Source organism: Streptomyces sp. NPDC051963, assembly GCF_044593495.1.
Classification (GTDB): domain Bacteria; phylum Actinomycetota; class Actinomycetes; order Streptomycetales; family Streptomycetaceae; genus Streptomyces.
Genome location: NZ_JBIUCC010000018.1, coordinates 72,611 through 92,943, shown reverse-complemented (window position 1 = coordinate 92,943; position 20,333 = coordinate 72,611). Strand labels below are relative to the sequence as shown.

18 protein-coding genes and 2 pseudogenes are annotated in these 20,333 nt (G+C 66.4%); 15 read left to right on the top strand and 5 right to left on the bottom strand.

The features are described from left to right. Window positions 1-431: 431 nt before the first annotated feature. Both ACIHFB_RS44775 and ACIHFB_RS44770 read left to right on the top strand, forming a co-directional pair. The gene (locus ACIHFB_RS44775; protein WP_365288011.1) at window positions 432-1,103 is read left to right on the top strand and encodes a TetR family transcriptional regulator; all 672 of its coding nucleotides are present in this window, start codon (window positions 432-434) and stop codon (window positions 1,101-1,103) included. A 28-nt stretch (window positions 1,104-1,131) separates the two neighbouring features. Next, window positions 1,132-1,473: pseudogene (locus ACIHFB_RS44770) on the top strand (transposase); the annotation flags it as partial. Window positions 1,474-1,496: 23 nt separating this feature from the next. Here the strand turns inward: ACIHFB_RS44770 and ACIHFB_RS44765 are convergent. Together ACIHFB_RS44765 and ACIHFB_RS44760 are read right to left on the bottom strand one after the other, a co-directional pair. Further along, window positions 1,497-1,645, bottom strand: a pseudogene (locus ACIHFB_RS44765) (HNH endonuclease); the annotation flags it as partial. Between the two features lie 69 nt (window positions 1,646-1,714). Then, complete coding sequence (locus ACIHFB_RS44760) at window positions 1,715-2,302, bottom strand: TetR/AcrR family transcriptional regulator (protein WP_365288013.1); 588 nt, start codon at window positions 2,300-2,302, stop codon at window positions 1,715-1,717. A 152-nt stretch (window positions 2,303-2,454) separates the two neighbouring features. Between ACIHFB_RS44760 and ACIHFB_RS44755 the strand changes: the two genes are divergently transcribed. From ACIHFB_RS44755 to ACIHFB_RS44725, 7 genes are all read left to right on the top strand, one after another. Continuing rightward, a complete protein-coding gene (locus ACIHFB_RS44755; RefSeq protein WP_365288015.1) occupies window positions 2,455-3,672 on the top strand; it encodes an acyl-CoA dehydrogenase family protein in 1,218 nt (405 codons plus the stop codon). Further along, complete coding sequence (locus tag ACIHFB_RS44750; protein ID WP_365288017.1) at window positions 3,669-4,703, top strand: phosphotransferase family protein; 1,035 nt, start codon at window positions 3,669-3,671, stop codon at window positions 4,701-4,703. The genes ACIHFB_RS44755 and ACIHFB_RS44750 overlap by 4 nt, the downstream gene beginning before the upstream one ends. After that, complete coding sequence (locus ACIHFB_RS44745; protein ID WP_365288019.1) at window positions 4,700-5,491, top strand: glucose 1-dehydrogenase; 792 nt, start codon at window positions 4,700-4,702, stop codon at window positions 5,489-5,491. The genes ACIHFB_RS44750 and ACIHFB_RS44745 overlap by 4 nt, the downstream gene beginning before the upstream one ends. A 139-nt stretch (window positions 5,492-5,630) precedes the next feature. Further along, on the top strand, window positions 5,631-7,208 hold the full coding sequence (locus ACIHFB_RS44740; RefSeq protein ID WP_365288021.1) for an acyl--CoA ligase family protein: 1,578 nt from the start codon (window positions 5,631-5,633) through the stop codon (window positions 7,206-7,208). A gap of 124 nt (window positions 7,209-7,332) precedes the next feature. Next, window positions 7,333-8,130, top strand: coding sequence for an alpha/beta hydrolase (locus ACIHFB_RS44735; protein WP_365288023.1), 798 nt, complete (start codon window positions 7,333-7,335; stop codon window positions 8,128-8,130). Window positions 8,131-8,237: 107 nt separating this feature from the next. After that, entirely contained in the window at window positions 8,238-8,741 is a 504-nt protein-coding gene (locus tag ACIHFB_RS44730; RefSeq protein ID WP_365288025.1) for a hypothetical protein, read from the top strand. Window positions 8,742-8,878: 137 nt separating this feature from the next. Beyond that, on the top strand, window positions 8,879-9,778 hold the full coding sequence (locus ACIHFB_RS44725) for a LysR family transcriptional regulator (protein WP_365288027.1): 900 nt from the start codon (window positions 8,879-8,881) through the stop codon (window positions 9,776-9,778). A 450-nt stretch (window positions 9,779-10,228) separates the two neighbouring features. Here the strand turns inward: ACIHFB_RS44725 and ACIHFB_RS44720 are convergent, their stop codons facing one another. Next, the gene (locus ACIHFB_RS44720) at window positions 10,229-10,837 is read right to left on the bottom strand and encodes a TetR/AcrR family transcriptional regulator (RefSeq protein ID WP_365288029.1); all 609 of its coding nucleotides are present in this window, start codon (window positions 10,835-10,837) and stop codon (window positions 10,229-10,231) included. Window positions 10,838-10,898: 61 nt separating this feature from the next. Continuing rightward, the gene (locus ACIHFB_RS44715; protein ID WP_365288031.1) at window positions 10,899-11,306 is read right to left on the bottom strand and encodes a nuclear transport factor 2 family protein; all 408 of its coding nucleotides are present in this window, start codon (window positions 11,304-11,306) and stop codon (window positions 10,899-10,901) included. A gap of 291 nt (window positions 11,307-11,597) precedes the next feature. On the opposite strand from ACIHFB_RS44715, the gene ACIHFB_RS44710 reads away from it, so the two are divergent. The 3 genes from ACIHFB_RS44710 (at window position 11,598) to ACIHFB_RS44700 (ending at window position 15,149) form a co-directional block, all read left to right on the top strand. Further along, entirely contained in the window at window positions 11,598-12,218 is a 621-nt protein-coding gene (locus ACIHFB_RS44710) for a TetR/AcrR family transcriptional regulator (RefSeq protein ID WP_400129888.1), read from the top strand. 1,007 nt (window positions 12,219-13,225) lie between these two features. Then, window positions 13,226-13,966, top strand: a complete 741-nt coding sequence (locus ACIHFB_RS44705; protein ID WP_365288035.1) for an SDR family oxidoreductase — start codon at window positions 13,226-13,228, stop codon at window positions 13,964-13,966. 184 nt (window positions 13,967-14,150) lie between these two features. Next, window positions 14,151-15,149: an LLM class flavin-dependent oxidoreductase gene (locus tag ACIHFB_RS44700; protein WP_365288037.1), complete on the top strand. Its 999-nt coding sequence runs from the start codon at window positions 14,151-14,153 to the stop codon at window positions 15,147-15,149. 91 nt (window positions 15,150-15,240) lie between these two features. Here ACIHFB_RS44700 and ACIHFB_RS44695 read toward each other — a convergent pair whose 3' ends face one another. Next, the gene (locus tag ACIHFB_RS44695) at window positions 15,241-15,846 is read right to left on the bottom strand and encodes a TetR/AcrR family transcriptional regulator (protein WP_365288039.1); all 606 of its coding nucleotides are present in this window, start codon (window positions 15,844-15,846) and stop codon (window positions 15,241-15,243) included. 428 nt (window positions 15,847-16,274) lie between these two features. Here ACIHFB_RS44695 and ACIHFB_RS44690 point away from each other — a divergent pair, with 428 nt between their 5' ends. The 3 genes from ACIHFB_RS44690 (at window position 16,275) to ACIHFB_RS44680 (ending at window position 20,319) form a co-directional block, all read left to right on the top strand. Then, on the top strand, window positions 16,275-17,003 hold the full coding sequence (locus ACIHFB_RS44690) for a glucose 1-dehydrogenase (protein ID WP_365288041.1): 729 nt from the start codon (window positions 16,275-16,277) through the stop codon (window positions 17,001-17,003). A 310-nt stretch (window positions 17,004-17,313) separates the two neighbouring features. Further along, window positions 17,314-18,102 (top strand): enoyl-CoA hydratase/isomerase family protein, encoded by a 789-nt coding sequence (locus ACIHFB_RS44685; protein ID WP_365288043.1) that lies wholly within the window; start codon window positions 17,314-17,316, stop codon window positions 18,100-18,102. Window positions 18,103-18,333: 231 nt separating this feature from the next. Further along, window positions 18,334-20,319 (top strand): acetoacetate--CoA ligase, encoded by a 1,986-nt coding sequence (locus ACIHFB_RS44680; protein ID WP_400129885.1) that lies wholly within the window; start codon window positions 18,334-18,336, stop codon window positions 20,317-20,319. The last annotated feature ends 14 nt before the right edge of the window (window positions 20,320-20,333 follow it).

Sequence of the window (20,333 nt, the reverse complement as noted above, 5' to 3'; positions counted from 1 at the left end):
TTGGCGTGCTGCTTTTCGACGGCGCGTGCGGAGCCGGCGTGCGTCGCTTCCTCGATACGGCGCTGGAGATCCGCGAGCTTGCCCGCGGTGGTGTGAATGTCGAAGGCGGACGGTTCCGTGGACGCGGCGCTCACTGGATGGATCCCTTCCGGCTGGTACAGCCGAAGCTGGGGCGGGCGGAGGACAGGTGCGCGGGCATCGAACAGCGGGGGCCGGCGGGGCAGGTCGGGGGGAAGCGTCAAATGCTCCGAGCGTGAGGTGCAGCTGCTCCCAGGGAGATGCCGTGAGGGGGTACGTGCCCCAGACGCCGCGCAGGGCAGGGGAATCCACGACGGAACCTCCACGGTACTCGATGTCGTTAGAACGGTACTTAGTTCCATCATTCTCGGCAAGTGGCTTCCGAGGGCCGAGACGGGGAAGGATGGCCGGTCATGAGCAAGCCACCTGCGCGGATGCGACTCGCGGACGCCGCCTTCGCTCTCTTCGACGAGCGCGGATACGAGAACACCACCGTCGACGACATCGCCGAGCGGGCCGGAGTGGGGCGCACGACGTTCTTCCGGCACTACCGGTCCAAGGAAGCGGTCATCTTCCCCGACCATGACCGGCTCCTCGAGCTGATCAGGGACCGGCTGGCGACCTCCACCCACAGCACCGCCCTGGTCGCTGTCTCCGACGCGGTCCGCCTGGTGCTGCTGCACTACATTGACGAAGGGGATCTCGCACGCCGCCGTTACGCTCTCACCAGCAAGGTGGCCGCCCTGCGTGACCGGGAAATCGCCAGTGTGGCCCGGTACCAGCGGCTGTTTCGGGAGTTCATCGCGGACTGGATGGGAGACCCGACCGAGTCGGCGTCACTGCGAGCCGAGCTCATGGCGGCGTCCGTCGTCGCGGCTCACAACCACGTGCTGCGCCGATGGCTGCGCGGGGAGTCGTCCGATTCCGTCAGGGAGGTCGACGAAGCGATGCGCGAAGTGCTGGCCCTGTTCCCGGGGCCTGGGTCCCGGGTGGAGAACGGGCGGGGCACCACCGTCGTCGCGTTCCGCACGGGGCAGGACATCGAAGCCCTGCTCCCAGCGCTACGACACCTCATCGAGGAATAGACGCGTGTGGGAAGGCCGCGGTCGGGCCGTGCCCCGCACCGGACCTAAGAGGCCGCGTACCCGGCCGGACACGGTGATCGCGGATCGCGCGTACTCCTCCCGTGCGATCCGTTCCCACTTGCGGGATCGCCAGATTCGGGCGGTCATCCCGCAGCCGGTGGACCAGGTCCGACACCGGCTGCGCCGGGGCTCCCGCGGCGGCCGACCGCCCGGCTTCGACACCGAGGCTTACAAGGAACGGAACGCCGTCGAGCGGTGCATGAGCCGCCTGAAGCAGTGGCGCGGCCTGGCAATGCGCACAGACAAACTCGCGATCGCGTTCCAGGCCGCACTTCACCTCGCGGCCATCCTCACCTGGGCTCGCAGATGACCAAGGAGACAGGCCCTAGGACGCCCGTTGTCGAAGAGATTGTGGTGCAGGGAGCACAGGCACAGCCCGTTGTCGACGTCGTCCGTCCGCCAAAGGCCGACCAGCGCACGTGGGCGGCCTCCAGCCCTACGGGCACTGAGCCGATACGACCGTCATAGCCGCAGAGGGCGCACGGAGTGCGGCCGATGTCCACGAGGGGCGTGCCGACCTGACGATCTGGGCCTTGGACCCTTGCCCTCGGTCACGGCCGCCCGGCGGCCCCGACGATGCTGAGGGCGAACTCCCCGTACTGCCAGGCTATGGCGTCCTCGGTGAGCTCGCCGTCGTCCCGGAACCAGACGGCCACGCCCATACCCATGTCCAGGATCGCGTACGAGGCCAGGCGGACCGACGCCACGTTGAAGCGCCCCGCCGCGACGCCGTCCGTCACCAGGACGCGGAAACCGGCCTCGTACTCCGCGCGGCGGTTCAGGATCTTCGTACGGTGGGGATCGGCCAGGCTGCGGATCTCGCGATTCCCGACGAAGGCCTCCTGGCGGTGCCGTGCGTGGTAGCGCACGTGGGCCTCGGTGGCGCGGCGCAGCCGCTCGACGGGGTCGCTGCTGCTCTCAATGGCCACCCGGTGCAGAGCCAGAAGGTTGTCCATGGTGTCCGTCATGATCTGCGCCAGCAGATCCTGTTTGGACGCGACGTGCTTGTACAGGCTCGGTCCGCGAATCCCGACCGCCGCGCCGATGTCGGCCATCGTGGTCGCTCCGTAGCCGAGCTTGGTGAACAAGTCGAGTGCGGCGGCGCGGATGGCCTCAGACCGTGAACCCGGTAGGGCCATGCCCGCCGCCTCCTCAATTTCATGATCAATTACCGGTGTGACCCAGCTAGCTCACAGTAGCAGGATGGACATCGGTATCGACCTCTTGCCCTTGTCATCCTGTCTGGGCAGTTCTAGGGTTGGCTAATACTCATTAGCCAACTGGAGTACCTATGGCTGTCGATCTCTCCCCGGACCCGGTCGCGGCGGACCTCGCGGACCGCACCTCCCGCTTCATCCGGGAGAACGTTCTACCCGTCGAAGAGCGGCACCGGGGCGTCATCCGATCGGAGACGGTGCGGGAGGAACTGCAACGCGCGGCGAAGGGAGCGGGAGTATTCGCCCCTCACGTGGCAGCCGAGTACGGCGGTCACGGACTCGACATGCGAGGCCGCGCCGTGGTGTTCGAGGAGGCGGGCTACTCACTCCTCGGCCCGCTCGCGCTGAACATCGCCGCCCCCGACGAGGGCAACATGCATCTCCTGGAGGCCGTTGCGACCACCGAGCAGAAGGAGCACTACCTGCGCCCGCTCGCCGGCGGCGAGGTCCGGTCCTGTTTCGCGATGACCGAACCCGCACCCGGGGCGGGATCGGACCCGGCCGCGCTGACCACTCGCGCCGAGCGGGTTCCGGGCGGCTGGCGCATCGACGGCCACAAGTGGTTCATCACCGGCGCGGACGGAGCGGGATTCGCGATCGTCATGGCGCGGACCTCCGGTGAGCCGGGCTCCCGCGACGGCGCGACCATGTTCCTCGTCGACGCGGGCAACCCGGGAATGAAGACCGTCCGGCACATCGAGACCCTCGACGAAAGCCTCTTCGGCGGGCACATCGAGTTGCTCTTCGACGGCTGTGTCGTCGCCGACGAAGCGGTTCTGGGGGAGGTGGACGAGGGTTTCCGCTACGCTCAGGTGCGGCTCGGACCGGCCCGGATGACGCACTGCATGCGCTGGCTCGGTCTCGCACGCCACGCTCAGGACATCGCGGTGGCCCGGGCCACGGAGCGGGAGCTGTTCAGCTCGCGGCTGGCCGATCTCGGCATGGTCCAGCAGATGATCGCAGACAGCGAGATCGACATCGCCGCGTCCCGTGGCCTGATCATCCAGGCCTGCTGGGAGCTCGACCGGGGACGCTCCGGCGCCCAGTCGACTTCTGTTGCCAAGACCTTCACCGCCGAAGCCGTCTGGCGGGTGGTGGACCGCTCCTTGCAGATCTGCGGTTCCCTCGGCGTGTCGGGCGACGTGCTGCTGGGACGCTTCCTCCGCGAGGTGCGGCCGTTCCGGATCTATGACGGTCCCTCGGAGGCCCACCGATGGGCGATCGCCCGCCGGGTCGTACGCCGGCACGAAAAGGCGTCCGAGGCCGGAGCGGCAGCGAAGGGCTCGCGATGAGCGCCGCCGCGCGGCATGTCGACGACGGCCTCGATCTGGGCGCTCTCGTGACGTTCTTCGACGAACGGGTGCCCGGCTTCCGCGGCGGCCTGTCGGCCGAACTGATACAGGGCGGACGGTCCAACCTGACGTACCGGCTTACCGACGGGCGCACTTCCTGGGTGCTGCGACGACCGCCTCTGGGTCCGCTCACCCCGTCCGCCCATGACATGCGGCGCGAATACCGGGTCGTCTCCGCTCTCACCGGCAGCGGCGTCCCCGTGCCCCACGCGGTGGCCTTCGGCACAGCGTCGGTGATCGGCGTGCCCTTCTCAGTGGTCGAGCATGTCGAAGGCACAGTCATCCGCACCCTCGAGCAGTTGCACTCCCTGCCGGAGGAGACGGTCACCGACTGCGCCTACGCTCTGGTGGACGTCCTCGTCCGCCTGCACTCCGTCGATCCCGAGGACGTCGGGCTCAGCGACTTCGGGCGTCCCGAGGGCTATCTCTCGCGGCAGATCGCACGGTGGTACGCCCAGTGGAATCTGGTGCGCACCCGCGATCTCGCCGACATCGACACCCTGCACGCCCGGCTCGCGTTGGCATGCCCGCCCGAGAGTGGGGCGTCCGTCGTGCACGGTGACTTCCGGATCGACAACGTCATCCTGGCCCACGACGACCCCACCGACGTGCGTGCCGTTCTGGACTGGGAAATGGCGACACTCGGCGATCCGCTGGCCGATCTGGGCCTTCATCTGGTCTACACCGATTCCGCCTTCGCTCCCGTGCTGGCCGGCTCGGCGGCTTCGACGAGTAATCGTATGCCCGCCCTGCACGAACTCGCGGACCGCTATGCCTCCATGAGCGGACGTGACCTCGCCAACCTGGGCTTCTACCTCTCGCTCGGCTATTTCAAGATCGCGGTCATCGCCGAGGGTATTCACGCCCGGCATCGCGAGGGGCTGACTCTCGGCAGTGGTTTCGACACCGTGGGAACTGTGGTGGCACCCCTGGCCGCGGCCGGGCTGCGCGCACTTCGGGAGCGCACATGACCGGCTCCGGAGAACGGCCCGTGGGCACCGTATTGGACCGCTTCCGGCTGGACGGCCGAGTCGCGGTGATCACCGGGGCCAGTTCCGGGCTCGGCGCCGGCTTCGCCCTCGCACTCGCCGAGGCGGGCGCGGACGTCGTGCTCGCCGCCCGTCGCACCGACCGTCTGCATCACGTCGCCGAGGCGGTAGAAGGCACGGGCCGCAGAAGCATCGCCGTCCGTACGGACGTCACCGACCCCGGGCAGTGCGACGCGCTGGTACGGGTCGCCCTCGAGGCGTTCGGCCGCGTCGACGTACTGGTCAACAACGCCGGAATCGGCAGCGCTGTCCCGGCGCTGCGGGAAGACCCCGATGATTTCCGCCGGGTCGTCGATGTCAATCTGCACGGTGCCTACTGGGCGGCCCAGGCATGCGGCCGGGTGATGGAACCGGGCTCCAGCATCGTCAACATCGCCAGTGTCCTCGGCCTCATCAAGTCCTTCGCACCGCAGGCCGCGTACGCCGCCAGTAAGGCGGGCCTGATCGGCCTGACCCGGGATCTGGCACAGCAATGGTCCGGCCGGCGGGGAATCCGGGTGAACGCGCTTGCCCCGGGCTACTTCGCCAGCGAGATGACCGCGGAAGTGCCCGCCGATCAGCTCACGCGGTTCCTCGAGCAGCACAGTCCGCTTCGCAGGCTCGGACTGCAGCAGGAACTCGATTCGGCCGTCGTCTTCCTCGCCAGCCCGGCATCGGCATACATCACCGGTAGCACCCTCGCCGTCGACGGCGGAATGTCCGGCCACTGACACCTGAGTCACGCACTCACTCCGGAGGCACCCGTGAAACTCGGTCCCGACGAGCAGGCGTCGGCCCCCGGGCCGACACCGCACCCAGACGGCATCGGCGTCTGTCGCGCCCTTGATCACGAGGAGAGGAGGCACAGCGATGAACGCTGACCTCTCGTTCGATCCGCTCACGCCGGTTTCGTTCCTGGACCGTGCCGCGGCCGCGCACGGCGACCGCTTGGCGGTGGTGGACGGCGAACAGCGCTGGACCTACGCCCAATTGCACGAACGCTGCCGCCGGCTGGCGGGAGCGCTCGCTCCGCTGGCCGGCGGCCGGCCGGTGGCAGTGCTGGCGCCGAACACGCACATCCTGTTGGAGGCCCACTTCGGTGTGCCCTGGGCAGGGGTGCCGCTGGTCGCGGTGAACACCCGGCTGTCCGCCCGGGAGGTGGCCTACATCCTGGAGCACTCCGAGTCGGCGGTGCTGATCCACGATCCCGAATTCGACGACCTCGTCGATACCGCGCTCGCCGCACTGACGTCGCCGCCGAGACGCATCAGAGCGGGGGAGGGCGACGCCGGAGCCTACGAGGCGCTGATCTCCGGCGCCGCACCCGAGTCGGTCACCCCCCAGGACGAGAACGCCCTGCTGTCGATCAACTACACCTCTGGCACGACCGGCAGGCCCAAGGGCGTCATGTACCACCACCGCGGCGCCTATCTGCAGGCGCTCTCCATGGTGGGCCACACTGCGCTGTCCGCCTCGGCGGTACACCTGTGGACGCTGCCGATGTTCCACTGCAACGGCTGGTGCTTCCCCTGGGCGGTCACCGCGGCGGCCGGCACGCACGTATGCCTGCCGAAGGTCGATCCGGCGGAGGTCTGGAGACTTATCCGCGACGAGGGCGTCACCCACCTCAACGGGGCGCCGACCGTCTTGTCGATGATCGCGCACGCACCGGAGGCGGAGTCGGTCACCTCGGGCGTCCGGGTGGCGACCGGTGGGGCCCCGCCGAGCCCGGCCATACTCCGGCGGATGAAGGACCTGGGTTTCGACGTCACCCACTTGTACGGACTGACCGAGACGTTCGGCCCGGCGATGATCTGCGACTGGCGTCCCGAGTGGGACGGTCTCGACGACCAGGAGCAGGCCCGGTTGAAGGCCCGGCAGGGGGTGGGGAACATGATTTCCTGCACGGTCCGGGTCGTCGGCGTCGACGGCACGGATGTGGCGCACGACGGTGCGTCGGTGGGTGAGATCGCGTTGCGCGGAAACAACGTCATGCTCGGCTACTTCAAGGATCCCGTGGCAACCCGACAGGCCACCCCCGACGGCTGGTTCCACACCGGCGACCTGGCAGTGATCCATCCCGATGGATATGTCGAACTGCGTGACCGCATCAAGGACGTCATCATCTCCGGCGGAGAGAACATCGCCAGCGTCGAGGTGGAGCAGGCGCTCGCTGAGCATCCGGCGGTGTGGGAGGTCGCGGTGATCGGCGTACCGGACGAGCGCTGGGGCGAGGTGCCCGTCGCGTACGTCACTCTGCACAGTGGCATTGCCGCGACGGAGGCCGAACTCATCGAGCACGTGAAAAGTCGGCTGGCCCGTTTCAAGGCACCCAAGCACGTGGTGTTCGGGGCGCTTCCCAAAACCTCCACGGGAAAGATCCAGAAGTTCGTCCTGCGAGGCCAGGCGTCGCAGGACGCGGAACACCGGATCAACGAGACCGGATAGCCGGGTGATGCCAACCGCCCTTCGCATGACGGCGGCCGCACCGAGTGCGAGACAACGACTTCGCAGCGGTCCCAGTGGCCTTCGACCGGATCGTTGACTGATATGTAAACCACATGCTTATGTCATGAGCGGAATCCTTAACGGTCTTGATGCACCAGGAGATCCAATGAGTCAGTCAACGTCGACCGACGAAAACACGACCACTGCCGTTGTGGACGCCGGGCAACCAACCATCGTCTTCGTGCACGGCTTCCTCGACGACGGCCACGTATGGGGTGAGGTCGCAGCCGCACTTCCTTGGCCGAGCGTGTCGGTGGAGCTCGGCAACGTGCCGGCGGTCTCGCTGGATGGTTTTGCCGACCACGTCACCGCTGTCGTCGACGACGACGTCACCGGCGACGTTGTACTGGTCGGTCAAAGCATGGGCACTCAGGTGGCGGAGCTGGTGAGTGGACGTCGGCCGGAGCGCATCACCGGTCTGGTCCTGATCGCTCCGGTGCCTCTGCAGGGGGTGAGTCTGCCGTCAGAGATGGCGGACATGCTGCGCAGCTGCGGCGGACAGCCGCAGGTGCAACGCGGCATCCGGGCGCAGCTCTCAGTGGACTTGCCGGAACACAAGATGCTGCGATTGCTGGATTCGGGCCTGCGCCTGACGCCCAGCCAGGTCGCTGCGACCTACGACGCCTGGAGCGGCGGGCACCCTGTGGGCTCCGAGCCGACCCGGGTTCCGGCTCCGATTCGGATCGTCGTGGCTGACGGCGATCCGGTCGTGTCCGGGCCGCTGCTCGACGATCTGGTTCTGCCCCGCTTTCCCGGCGTTCCCGTCGCAAGGATCGCATCCAGCGGGCACTGGCCCCATGTCGAGCAGCCGGCTCGGGTCGCAGAGGTGATCTCCGGCTTCGTGGCCACGACCGTTCAGTGAACCTGTCACGTCGGCCTGACCGCAGCTTGACGCCTGGCACACACCATGCACTAGACAGGTCCTTCTGCCTGTTACATACTGGACAGACCGGTCTACTCAGGATGTGAATGATCATGGTTGATGAAAGGCTCAACCCTCGCCTGGCTCGTCCGCCGGTGGCCGGCACCGCAATCGACGCCGGGAGCACGTTCGTTCCCCAGTTGGGGCGCTACAGCGGTGAGGTCGTGGCGCCATCGAGCCGCGCTGTCGGTCCGGCTGTCGATCCGGACAGTCTGGCGCGCGCCGGGTGGGGGCAGTCGGAAATCGATGGTCACCTCTGGCTGGTGGAGTTCCGCTTCTTCGACAAAGCGCATCGGTTGGTCGCGCACTTCTACATCGTCGAGGACGCCGAAGACCAGGATTCCGCCCAGCGGATCGCGGAGCAGCGAGCTGCGTCCGCTCCCGAGCAGGAAGCCCGCGGCTGGATCGGTCTCGGTGATTGCTGCTCCCATGTCCATAGCTTGCGGCGCACCGCGATCGGGCGCTGGTACCTATCGGCCGCCGATGGCGAGGGACCGGCCCCGGATGACCCCAGGCTCGTTTCCCGCACCTGTGAACTGGCGCGGAACTGATGCCGTCGACCCCGGTGTCGAACTCGCGCCTGCCTTAGCCGCAATCGGCGTGGGTGCAACGCGGCGACGAAGCCCACTGGCCCCAGTGGCGCTGTCGGAGCAGGCAGATCGATGAATACTCAGAGAAGAGTACGGTCGTGGAGATTCGCCAGATCGATTGTTTCCTAGAGGTGGCACACGAGCTTCACTTCGGCCGCGCGGCCCGAAACATGTTCCTTGCGCAGTCGTCGGTCTCGGAGGCGATCAGGTCGTTGGAGCGAGAGGTCGGCGGGCCGCTTTTCGACCGCAGCAGCCGCAGAGTCGCGTTGACTCCGTTGGGAGTGAGGTTCCAACTCGGCGCAGAACCTGCGGCCGCCGCTCTGCGGAAGACGCTTGAGGAGTGCCGGCGCGAGGCCAGAGGAGAATCCACGGTCCTGCGCATAGGCTTTCTTGGTGGAGGCCTTTACGAGTTGACCCTCCCGTTGATGGCGAAGCTGAAAGAGGCACTGCCCGACATAACAGTCGAATGGGTGGAACTGACCATCGTGGATCAGTTTCAAGCTATTTCCGACGGCCGGGTCGATGCTGCGTTCTGCCGCCTGCCCCTTGGCCACGACGATCTGGTCGCCGGCGACAATTTGCTGATGGACAGACGAAAGTTGGTCGTCCCCGCCGGCCACCGGCTGGAAGGCAGCCTCCTGGTCGACCCGGAGGAACTTGCCGAAGAGGTACTGCCCTTTGTTCCCGAAGATCCGCAGATCTTGCCGTGGACCGCATTCCACGTTCCGCGCTTCACGCCCAGTGGTCGCCCGATTCAGAGGGGTCCTGTCGTCAGAACGGTCCGCGAGTGCCTGGCGGCGGTGGAGACCGGAGAGGCCGTGATGATCATGTGCGCTCGATCGGAGCCGTACTACTCGAATCCCGGCGTCCGGTACCTCAACATCGACCTTCCGTCCGTGCCGACGGCTCTCGTTCGGCGACGGTCCGACACGCGGAAAGCCATCCTTGACCTCGAAGAATATGCGCAGACCGTGGCGATGACACGCGCGGCCGCGTAGATGTCGCCGGTGATCTCGCGGCGCCAGGTGCCGTTGGCAGCTATGCCTTGAGGACCACGGGTGCGGTCACTCTGTGGCGCGCTATCGCGAGGTGTTCTCCACACCGGTCGTGGATGCCGGATCGGGACCGGGAGGTGGGCTCCGGCACACGTGCGGAAAGCGGCCACGAGGCCGCTGCGGTCGCGGGCGCGTCTCGCCACCACGACATGGGCGGACTCGACGCTATCGACCGGACCCGTGGTGAGATCCGGGCGCAGGGTGTGGACGTGGGTGGAGATGGTCACGGTCTGCCCAGCGGCGATGATTTCGAACTTGCCTCGACCGCTTCGACCAGCGGGTCGTCGGGTGCAGGACCTCCGCCGAGGCCGGGGGTCAGTGCGCCAGAAGGCGCTCAGGAGCGGGTTGGACTCCCGCATCCCGCCCCGCTCGGCCGAGGAGCAGCGAGCATTCTCAGCATGGCGTCTCCGTCCGGCGGGCGGGGAGCATCTCGAGTGCCGCGCGTGCTGTGTTGGTGAGCACAGGCTCCTCGACCCCGGCCCGGGCCAGAGTGTCGATGCCCCTGATGACGCTCAGCAACAGGTAACCCCACTCCGTGGCACTGGCCTCGGGATCGACCTCTCCGGCCACCTGCGCGGCGCGCAACGCGGAGGCGATTTCCGCGGCGATGCCGTCGAAGGCCCGCTTCGACTGCTCCGCGACGGCCGGATCCTTGCCGGCCCGGTCAGTCGTCGCATTGGTGAGGAAACACCCTCGGCGGGGTGACTCCGAGCTGAAGAGGTGTGCCAGGGAGATCAAGTACTCCTCCAACCGCCGGCGCGGCGAGGCCGTGTCGGCGGTCAGCGCCTGTTGGGCCTGGGACACCAGATCCTGGCAGTAGTCGGAGAACACCCGCATGTACAAGTCGTGTTTGTTGCCGAACGCCTTGTAGATGCTGCCCTTCCCGAGGCCCATGACGTGCATCAGATCGTAGGTCGACGTCCCCTCGTAGCCGGCGTCCCAGAAATGGTCACGGGCCGCCCGCAGCACCTCGTCCTCGTTGAAGGATCGTAGTCTTCCCATTTCTCACGGCCCCGCTCGGTCGGGGGACGGCGAGACGAAGACGCGCATCGTTGCCAGCACTTCATCGGTCCTCAGGGAACGCGTCGCCGTACATCGGCAGACCGCTGATGGATTCTTCGCGTGAGGCCTCGTCCTCGATGATGTCCCAGTGCTCCTTGAGGACCCCGCCTTCCATACGGACAAAGTCCGCCGCGATCCAGGGGGAGGGAAGACCGTGACCGGTGAAGCGTCCGCGCACGATCACCATGTCGCCGTCTGCCATGACGAGATCTACTTCGTGGCGGAGTTCCGCGGGCAGGCTCTTGACCAGCGCGAAGAGGCCGTCACGACCGGGGCCGATGTGCGCGCTGTGCTGGATGTAGTCGGCGGACCAGTATTTCTCGGCCTTCGCGTAGTCGCGCCTGTTGAACAGTGTGTCGAATGCTTCGAGGACGATCGCCTGGTTCTCTGCCTCTGTCGTCTCAGCCATGTCGAGCCCTCCTTGAACGACTGTGGCTCGGGGCCGGTCCCATCCGAATGTTGACCGGGTGGTCCACTATAGGATTTGTGGACCACTCAGTCAACAATGCGATGAGGTGTCGGGGCCTTCCTCCGGAAGCCCAAGCCGGATCCGCGTGCACCGCGCTGAGCGATGCGCTCCAACAACGGCCCTGGTGGGGGCGGAGATGGCACGGACCCTCTCCCGTCGATTCGGGCCCTTTTGCGGGAGCGCTCTGGACGTACAATAGACCGGACTGTCTATCTGAGAGGGGATGGCGTCATGGCCGCCACCGTTACCACGCCGAGGGTTTCCGCGCGAGACCGTCTTCTGGCCGCCGCAGACGAGCTCTTCTACGCAGAGGGCGTGCACACGGTCGGAATCGACAGAATCATCGAGCAAGCGGGTGTGGCCAAAGCGACGCTTTACAACAACTTCGGCAGCAAGGAAGAGCTGGTCAAGGCGTACCTGGAGTCTCGGCACGTCAGCATGGCCGAGAAGATCACCCGCCTCGTTGAGCGCCAGGACACACCGCGTGAGCGACTGCTCGCCGTTTTCGACGCCATCGGGGAGCTTTTTGAGCAGCCCGGCTTCCGCGGCTGCGCATTCGTCAGCGCCACTGCGGAAGCACCAGCTGGCGGCCTCATCGAACAGGCCAGCCGGGAATATCGAACGTGGGCGAACGCGCTGTTCGCCGATCTCGCCGACCAGGCCGGCGCGGCCGACCCTCAGGGGCTGGCCCGACAGTTGCACCTGCTCTTCGACGGTGCCAGTCTCGCGGCCAATCTGGACCGCAATCCAGCCGCCGCGGTCTACGCCCGCAACGCTGCCGCTGCCCTTCTGGACGCGGCGACGGCCCCGGAGGTGGCGGGCGCGCACCGCGAGGAGTCCGCAGTCCTCTGACCGCGGAGCGTCCAGACCGCTGGCGGGAGACGCCGACGGGTCGCTCGGGCCGGACCGGCGCCCGTCGCTGACTCTGACGGATCTGCGCTTCCGTTCGCAGAGGAGATTGCCACGTGCTCCCACTGCCAGGTCCTCCGTGCGGGCTGTACTACGGGAGTGGCCATACCGAGGACGCGCGACGATGACCACGATCGCGTAAACGATTGTGGTCGGGCGCAGGCCCGTGGCCGTGGTGGTGAAGCCCGCGACTGGGAGCGTGCAGGCCAGGTATGCGGTGAGGCACCCGACGGCGAAGAGCTCGCCGCGCTCGGTGGGCGTGGAGATCCGCGCGAGTGTGCCGAACGTGGCCCGTGAGGAGGCGCCGAAGCCGCCTTCGTCGACCACCGTGCCGCGATGGCCGGGACAACCGAATGGGTCGGCACAACATTCAGGGTCAGCGCGATGCCCGCGATGAGCAGCGACGCGCTGAAAGCCAGTACGCACAGGAGCGGACTGTCGAGCAGCGCGAAGGCGGTCACGGCGCCTGTCTCGCTCAGGAGGATGACGACAAGCCGACCAAACCAGGGGGTTGGTCAGGCCGAACAGTCCGGCCGCCGCTGACGGACCGAGCGACGGGCACAGCCCGCTGACCGCCCAGCTCGCATGCTGATGGACACTACCGGGAGCACTTCGCCGCGCAGACGCGATGGGATGCTGAGCCGCGGTGCCCCTGACACCAGACCGCCCGGTCGTCGCGCGGACTTCCCCGGGATCGCGGCGACAAGCCCGAGCGAGACCGCCGTGAGGCCGAGCGGCAGCGCGTGTACGAGGTGCCCGCCGAGCGCGGCGTGCCCGCGTCGATGATGAGGGTGCCGCGGTCGGCGAGTGGATGACTCGGCCGGGATCGAGGCGGGATGACTCACTTTTGATTGAACAGACAGGTCTGTCTTGACCGAACAAACAGGTCTGTCTAGAGTGACACTGTTAACTGTTATGCCGACGCTGTCGGTCGGCGGCTAGGAGTCGCAATGAGTGAGACTCTCGACCGGGGCAAGCGCCCGGCCGTTGCCCTGGTGACAGGGGCGACGTCGGGCATCGGGCGGGCGGTGGCGACGAAGCTCGCCGAGGAGGGGTACTGCGTGGTCGTCCATGGCCGCAACGTGCGTCGTGGAGCCGAGGTCGTTGAGATCATCGAGAAGGCGGGCGGCACGGCGCGGTTCGTGGCCGCCGACCTCGGCGACGCGCAGGACGTGGCACGACTGGCCGCGCAGGCCGGAGAGGTCGACGTCCTGGTCAACAACGGCGGCCTCGCCTGGTTCGGCCCCACTCCCGATCTCGACATCGACAGCTACGACGGCATGTTCAACGCCAACGTCCGCAGTGCCTACCTCCTGGTCGCCGCCCTGGCCCCGGGAATGGTGCGGCGCGGGGTCGGCAGCATCATCAATGTGGGCAGCATGGTCGGCACGGTCGGCGTGGCCGGCGCCGCCGCGTACAGCGCGACGAAGGCCGCTCTGGCCGCCCTTACCCGGGCCTGGGCGGCCGAGTTCTCGCCCAACGGGGTTCGGGTCAACACCGTCGCCCCCGGACCGGTGTACACCGGTGCGACCGGATCGGATCGCACCACAGCGACCGGCAGGACGACTCTGATGGGCCGTGCCGCCGAGGCATCGGAGATCGCCGACACCATCGTGTTCCTGGCCTCCGCGAAGGCCGGCTACATCACCGGCGCGGTCTTGGCCGTCGACGGAGGCCGTACCGCCGTCTGACGGCGGTCAGCACCGGACACCCCGTAGTGGTCGCTGGAGCTTCCTGCACGTGGCGGCGCCGCTGAAGTCGCTGCGACGAGTCGGCATTCCGGTCGTCTGCGACACCCAGCATCCCGAGGTCCGTTCTCCGTTGGGAGCGTGCCTCATATGACCCTGATGAAATCTCTACGCCAAGGAGCCGGCGATGGACATCTCTTGTCAGTTCGCAACGTCGATTCACTCGCCTGATCACATCGCGCTGGCCGAGTCGCTTGGATATCACCGCGCGTGGTTGTTCGACACCCCCGCGCAAAGCCCCGACATTTGGGCGATGCTCGCATTGGCCGCGCGGCAGACCGAGCGCATCGGTCTGGGCCCCGGCGTGCTCGTTCCCGGCCTGCGGCACCCGATGGTGAACGCTTCCGGCGCGGCAATGCTGGCTGCGCTCGCGCCAGGGCGCACCGCGGTCGCCTTCGGAACCGGATTCAACGGGGCGCGCGCCATCGGTGCCGCCCCGGCCACGTGGTCGTACCTGAAGAATTACGTGATGACCGTCCGTGGGTTGCTGCGTGGCGAGACCGTGGAGTGGGACGGTCATCTCGTCAGGATGTTGCACCCTGATGGCTACGCGCCCGCCCGACCCATTGAGATTCCCGTGCTGATCTCGGCGCTGGGCCCGAAGGGCCTGGCCGTCACACATGAGATCGCCGATGGGCTTTTCAGTGTCAACGGTCAGACCGGTCACGCGCACGAATTCTCCTGGGCCAGTCTCGCCGTCCACGGCACCGTGCTGCAGGACCAGGAACCATTGGACTCGCCACGCGTACGCGCCGCCGTCGGCCCGGGACACTCCTTGGCTTATCACGCGGCATACGAGTTCGGCGGCGATGTCACGCAGCTGCCGGGCGGCGAGGAGTGGTTGAAGGTCATCACCGCCCAGCCCGAGCGTGAACGCCACTTGGCCGTACACGACCAGCATCTGGTGGCTCTCAATCAGGCCGACGCCGCCGCCTGGAACGCCGGTGGCTGGAATGCTGTTCCCGCCACCACGGTGACGGGGTCGTCGACACACGTCGCCGAACAGCTTTCCGAATACGCCGAGCAGGGTGTTACCGAAATTATCTACCAACCCACCGGCCCTGACATCGCGGGAGAACTCGAACGCTTTCTCGGCGCCGCCCGGCAGGTACGCGTGGCCGGCTGAACCGCGTCAGGGCCGCCCGGTGGCCGGGAGCCCCGAAGGTGGAGCGGCGCGGTCGGACGGGAGTGCCACGCGCAGCGCGGTGCGGCACTTGCTACGGCGTAGCGTCGGTCCGGCTGTACAGGTCCGCGAGGGTGCCTTCGAGGATTTCGTCGGCGAGGGCGGGGTCTACGTCGGTGACGGCTCGTGAGAGGACTACCGCGCCGACCATCTCGCTGAACAGTGCGATGGCGCGCGCTCGTTGCTCGCCTTCGTCGAGGCCGGGGGTTCGGACTGTCGCCGTCAGACGGTCGAGGGTTGCTGCCAGTCCCTCGGCGTAGCGGCCGCGGGCCGCAGGCCCCAGCCGCCGGGCGTCGCCGGCGAAGCCGGCGACCGGGCAGCCCCGCACGATGTCGGCTCGGTGCTCGGGCGACATGTACCAGCTGATTCTTTGGGTGAGCGGATCACCGCCGCTGGCCCGAGCCGTCGCGATGGCCCGGTCGAGAGCGGCGATCCCGTCCGCCACGGCATTGGCGACGACCGTGTCGACGAGCGTGTCCTTCGAGGTGAAGTGGTTGTAGAAGCCGCCGCGTGTGAGTCCGGCGGCGCCCATCAGCTCGTTGAGACCAACTGCGTCGACGCCGCGCAGGCGGAACAGGGCGTCAGCGGCGGTGACGATCGCTTGCCGGTTCTCTGCCACCTGCTGCTTCGTGGTCCCCACGGGCGTCTCCCATCTGGCGTGTCCTCGAGTGGACCCTAACCGGCAGCGATCGAGATGACAATGTCGATTGACATTGACAATGTCATGTGGTCCAGGTAGAAACGATGTCAATCGACATTGTGATGGACGCGAGACGGTCACTCGCCGGCTACGTCAAGAGGCCGACGCGGCGGCAATCGGAGCAGATCGGGTCTGTGCTGTAGGGGCCGGTCGGTATGTCATTCGGTGAGTGCGGGCAGCCCGTTGGCGCACCGCGACATAGGGGCCTGCGGCGCGGTGATTGTCGACGAAGAAAGTCCAGTCCCTCCGTAGGCCGCCAATGTGGGGTCGGGTATCGACACGTTCGTTGAACGTCGTGGCGCCCCCATCGGACATGAGGCCTTTGATGTCACCCAGAATCCCATTTACCACCATCGGGAGCAGTGAGCATGGGTAAGTTGCAAGGGAAAGTGGCGGTTGTCACCGGAGGCACCACGGGGATCGGATTTGCTGTGGCGAAGCTCTTCGTCGCAGAAGGTGCTCACGTCTTCATCACGGGACGCCGCAAGAAGGAACTGGACGACGCCGTGAAGGAGATCGGTGGCAACGTCTCCGGTGTCCAAGGGGACATATCCGATCTGGCCGACCTGGACCGTCTTTACGAGAGCGTCAGGGTGAAAGGGCGGATCGATGTCGTTGTCGCCAACGCCGGTCTGGGTGAATTCGTCTCGCTAGAGAATGTCACCGAAGAACATTTTGACAAAATATTCGACATCAATGTGAAGGGAACGCTCTTCACGGTGCAAAAGGCGCTCCCGCTCCTGAACGACGGGGGATCCATCATCCTCATGGGTTCTGTGGCGAGCGCCAAGGGAACCCCTGCGTTTGCTGTCTATGGCGCGAGCAAGGCTGCTCTGAGGAACTTCGTCCGCGGGTGGACCTCCGAGCTAAGGGGCCGGGGTATCCGCTCCAATGTCCTCAGTCCGGGGCCAATTGTGACGCCTCTGATGGAGGCGCAGCCTCAAGACGCCATGGAGAAACTTATTTCGACCATTCCGCTGGGCCGTCTGGGTAGGCCCGAGGAAGTGGCCAAGGCGGCGCTTTTCCTGGCCTCGGACGATTCCAGTTTCGTCACGGGGATCGAACTGTTCGTCGATGGGGGCAGGGCACAGGTCTGATCGCGAATAACGGAAGGATTTCTAGTCCCAGCCGCAGACAGAGGGCACCGGAATCCCCGAGATCTGATCGATGGTGCATGATCGATCAAATTGGGCTGATCCAGCGGCCGCCGTCCGATCGATCGATCGGTATCTCCGAATGATACTTCGGCTTCATCTTCTTGATTTGCCTTGAACCGTTTGGGACTGTGAATACGGATACGCGAAAGGCGACGGACGACTCCTCGCCGAACGCATCGCTCAGCGTCTTCTCCGAGGCGCGCGGCGATTCAACATCTGTAATGCACTCCGATGAGAGAAAGGTTGCACGATGGATAACATCGGACTCGAAGTCAACTCAGGAGTGGCAACGATCACTCTGCGCAAGCCTCCTGACAACCGATTCGACCGGCCGATGGTGGAGGAGTTCGACAATGCCCTCGACGAGGTCGTGAGCCGCGGTGCCAGGGCACTGGTGCTGGCAGGCGATGGGCCGGACTTCTGCCACGGCGGAGACATCGTCCCTTGGGAGCACCTGCAGCCGGGCGAGTGGGCGGCCCAGTTGGAAGGGTTCGCTTATGTGTTCAATCGCCTGGAGCACATTCCGATCCCGGTCATCGCTGCCGTACAGGGACTGTGCAACGGCGGTGCGTTCGAGCTCGTCCTTCGCGCCGACATCATCTTCGCGGGAACACACGCGCGGTTCAGTCACTCTGAGCAGACGCTCGGCCTGGTGACCGCGTTGGGCGGGGTCTACCGCTCCGCTCAGAGAGTGGGGCCGCTGCTCGCCTACGAGTGGGCCCTCACCTCGGAGGAGATCCCGGCCGAGGTGCTGCTTCGGTATGGCGGCGTGAATCGCCTGATCGACGAAGCCGATCTGCTCCCCGAAGCCACGCGCTTCGCGGAGAAAATCGCCAAGGGGCCGACCCTTGCTCACGGGGCGCACAAGGCTCTTCTGCGGAGTTGGGCCATCGGAGGTGTCGCTGCGGCCGACAACATCGTGGCCGACATCTACCTGCCGCTCCTGAAATCCGATGACTGGAAAAAGGGACTCAAGAGTGGCATCGCGGCGTATCGCGAGGGCAGGCCGCGCCCGGTGCTCGAGTTCGACGGACGCTAGTTGTCCGTCTCTCGGAACCCGTGCGGTGGTCCGGTGCGGAAATCCGCGCCGGACCACCGCACGGCACATGGAGCGTAGAGCGTGGCTGCGCTGCCGCCACACAGGACATCGACGACGAATGGACTGTACTGAGATGACTCAGGTGACCGTTTTCTTGCGGGGCCGAGCGCAAATTCCGAGCCTCCCGGGAGGTAAACCGGTCACTGTGCCGGCCGCTGAGAGTCGGCCACGATGAAGGCGGCGCCGGCGGAAAAGGCCGAGGTTCTGTGGTCGCCGTCCCCGGAGCAGGCGCGGACGAGTGAGATGGCGGAGTTCGCTCGATGGGTGCGGCGGTCGCGGGGCGTCGATGTCGACGAACTGGACTATGCGGCCCTCCACGCGTGGTCGGTGGGCGACTTGGAGGGTTTCTGGTCTGCCGCGGCGGAGTTCCTGGGAGTGATGTACCGGGACCCGCCGACCGCGGTGCTGGAATCCGTGCAGATGCCAGGGGCACGGTGGTTCCCGGGCGCGACGCTGAACTATGCCGAGCACGCCCTCACACCGGGTATGGGCAGGCAGGACCACGATGTCGCGGTGCTGTTCGCCCGGGAGGACGGCTTGGAGCGCGTGCTCACGCATGCGGAGCTGCGCGACCAGGTCGGACGGGCGCGGACAGGGCTGATCGAGGCCGGGGTGGGCAAGGGTGACCGCGTGGTCGCACTCGCGCCCAACTGCCCGGAGACGCTGGTGATGTTCCTCGCCGCCGCATCGCTGGGAGCGATCTGGTCATCGTGCTCGCCGGAGTTCGGGACACCGGCCGTCCGCGACAGGTTCGTTCAAACAGAGCCGAAAGTGCTTCTCGCGGTTGACGGTTACTGCTACGGCGGGAAGCGCTTCGACATCCTTGAGAACGTCGTGACGCTTCAGACCCACCTGCCGACGCTGCGGCAGACCGTATTGGTTACCTATCTGGATCCGGACGCGGCGCTGGAAGGTGCCACTTCATGGGCGGAGTTCACCCGGACCCCGGGGGAGCTCGCGTTCGAGCCAGTGGCGTTCGACCACCCGCTGTGGATCCTGTATTCGTCGGGTACGACGGGTCTCCCCAAGGGCATCGTCCACGGGCACGGCGGAATCGTGGTCGAGCATTTGAAAATGCTCCGCCTCCACCATGGCCTCCGCCCCGGTGAGCGGTTCTTCTGGTTCACCACCACCGGCTGGATGATGTGGAACTTCTTGGTCAGCGGTCTGCTGGTCGGCGCGACGATCGTGCTCTACGACGGCAGCCCGGGCCATCCAGATCTCGGAGCGCTCTGGGAACTGGCGGAAAAGCATCAGGTGGCACTGTTCGGCGTATCGGCGCCGTTCATTCAATCGTGCCTCAAAGCCGACCTGTTGCCGAGGGAGTCCTACGACCTCTCTGCCATGCGGGCCCTTGGCTCGACGGGAGCACCACTGTCGGCGGAAGGCTTTCGTTGGCTGGGTGACGCAGTGGGTGAACACATCCAGATCTGCTCCATTTCGGGTGGTTCGGATGTCTGCACAGCGTTCCTGGGATCAGCCCCCACGGTGCCGGTGTGGCTGGGAGAGATGTCCTGCGCGTCTCTGGGAGCGGACGTACGCGCGGTGGACGAACAGGGCCGGATTCTGCGGGACGAGGTGGGCGAGTTGGTCATCGGCAGGCCGATGCCCTCGATGCCGGTGGCGTTCTGGAACGACCCGGACGGTGTCCGATTGCGCGAGGCGTACTTTGAGGATCTCCCCGGTCTATGGCGCCATGGCGACTGGGTTGAAGCCACATCCCGGGATTCGTTCGTCATCTACGGACGGTCGGATTCCACGCTGAACCGAGGCGGGGTGCGGATGGGAACCGCCGACTTCTACTCCGTGGTCGAGGGATTCGACCAAGTCGACGACTCGCTGGTGATCGATACCACTGAGTTGGGAGCCCAGGACGAAGGCCTGCTCTTGTGTTTCCTGGTTCTTCGGACGGGAGTTGACCTGGCGGATGTGGAACCTTCCCTGCGTAAGGCACTTCGCTCAGGACTGTCCCCACGACACGTGCCCGACCGATTCATCGCTGTCGGCGCCGTCCCGCGCACACTCAACGGCAAGAAGTGTGAAGTCCCCGTGAAGAAGATTCTCGCCGGCGTCGCCCCGGACAAGGCGGTCAGCATGGGAGCGCTTCAGAATCCGGAGGCTCTCGAAGCATTTCTCGGATTCCACATCGGTGGGTGATGCGCCTGAACTTG

Coding starts and splice junctions, on each gene's coding strand:
- ACIHFB_RS44720 (WP_365288029.1), bottom strand. CDS start 10,837: ATGGGAAGACTACGATCCTTCAACGAGGACGAGGTGCTGCGGGCGGCC.
- ACIHFB_RS44750 (WP_365288017.1), top strand. CDS start 3,669: ATGAGCGCCGCCGCGCGGCATGTCGACGACGGCCTCGATCTGGGCGCT.
- ACIHFB_RS44705 (WP_365288035.1), top strand. CDS start 13,226: ATGAGTGAGACTCTCGACCGGGGCAAGCGCCCGGCCGTTGCCCTGGTG.
- ACIHFB_RS44710 (WP_400129888.1), top strand. CDS start 11,598: ATGGCCGCCACCGTTACCACGCCGAGGGTTTCCGCGCGAGACCGTCTT.
- ACIHFB_RS44755 (WP_365288015.1), top strand. CDS start 2,455: ATGGCTGTCGATCTCTCCCCGGACCCGGTCGCGGCGGACCTCGCGGAC.
- ACIHFB_RS44685 (WP_365288043.1), top strand. CDS start 17,314: ATGGATAACATCGGACTCGAAGTCAACTCAGGAGTGGCAACGATCACT.
- ACIHFB_RS44680 (WP_400129885.1), top strand. CDS start 18,334: ATGAAGGCGGCGCCGGCGGAAAAGGCCGAGGTTCTGTGGTCGCCGTCC.
- ACIHFB_RS44745 (WP_365288019.1), top strand. CDS start 4,700: ATGACCGGCTCCGGAGAACGGCCCGTGGGCACCGTATTGGACCGCTTC.
- ACIHFB_RS44690 (WP_365288041.1), top strand. CDS start 16,275: ATGGGTAAGTTGCAAGGGAAAGTGGCGGTTGTCACCGGAGGCACCACG.
- ACIHFB_RS44775 (WP_365288011.1), top strand. CDS start 432: ATGAGCAAGCCACCTGCGCGGATGCGACTCGCGGACGCCGCCTTCGCT.
- ACIHFB_RS44700 (WP_365288037.1), top strand. CDS start 14,151: ATGGACATCTCTTGTCAGTTCGCAACGTCGATTCACTCGCCTGATCAC.
- ACIHFB_RS44730 (WP_365288025.1), top strand. CDS start 8,238: ATGATCATGGTTGATGAAAGGCTCAACCCTCGCCTGGCTCGTCCGCCG.
- ACIHFB_RS44735 (WP_365288023.1), top strand. CDS start 7,333: ATGAGCGGAATCCTTAACGGTCTTGATGCACCAGGAGATCCAATGAGT.
- ACIHFB_RS44760 (WP_365288013.1), bottom strand. CDS start 2,302: ATGGCCCTACCGGGTTCACGGTCTGAGGCCATCCGCGCCGCCGCACTC.
- ACIHFB_RS44740 (WP_365288021.1), top strand. CDS start 5,631: ATGAACGCTGACCTCTCGTTCGATCCGCTCACGCCGGTTTCGTTCCTG.
- ACIHFB_RS44715 (WP_365288031.1), bottom strand. CDS start 11,306: ATGGCTGAGACGACAGAGGCAGAGAACCAGGCGATCGTCCTCGAAGCA.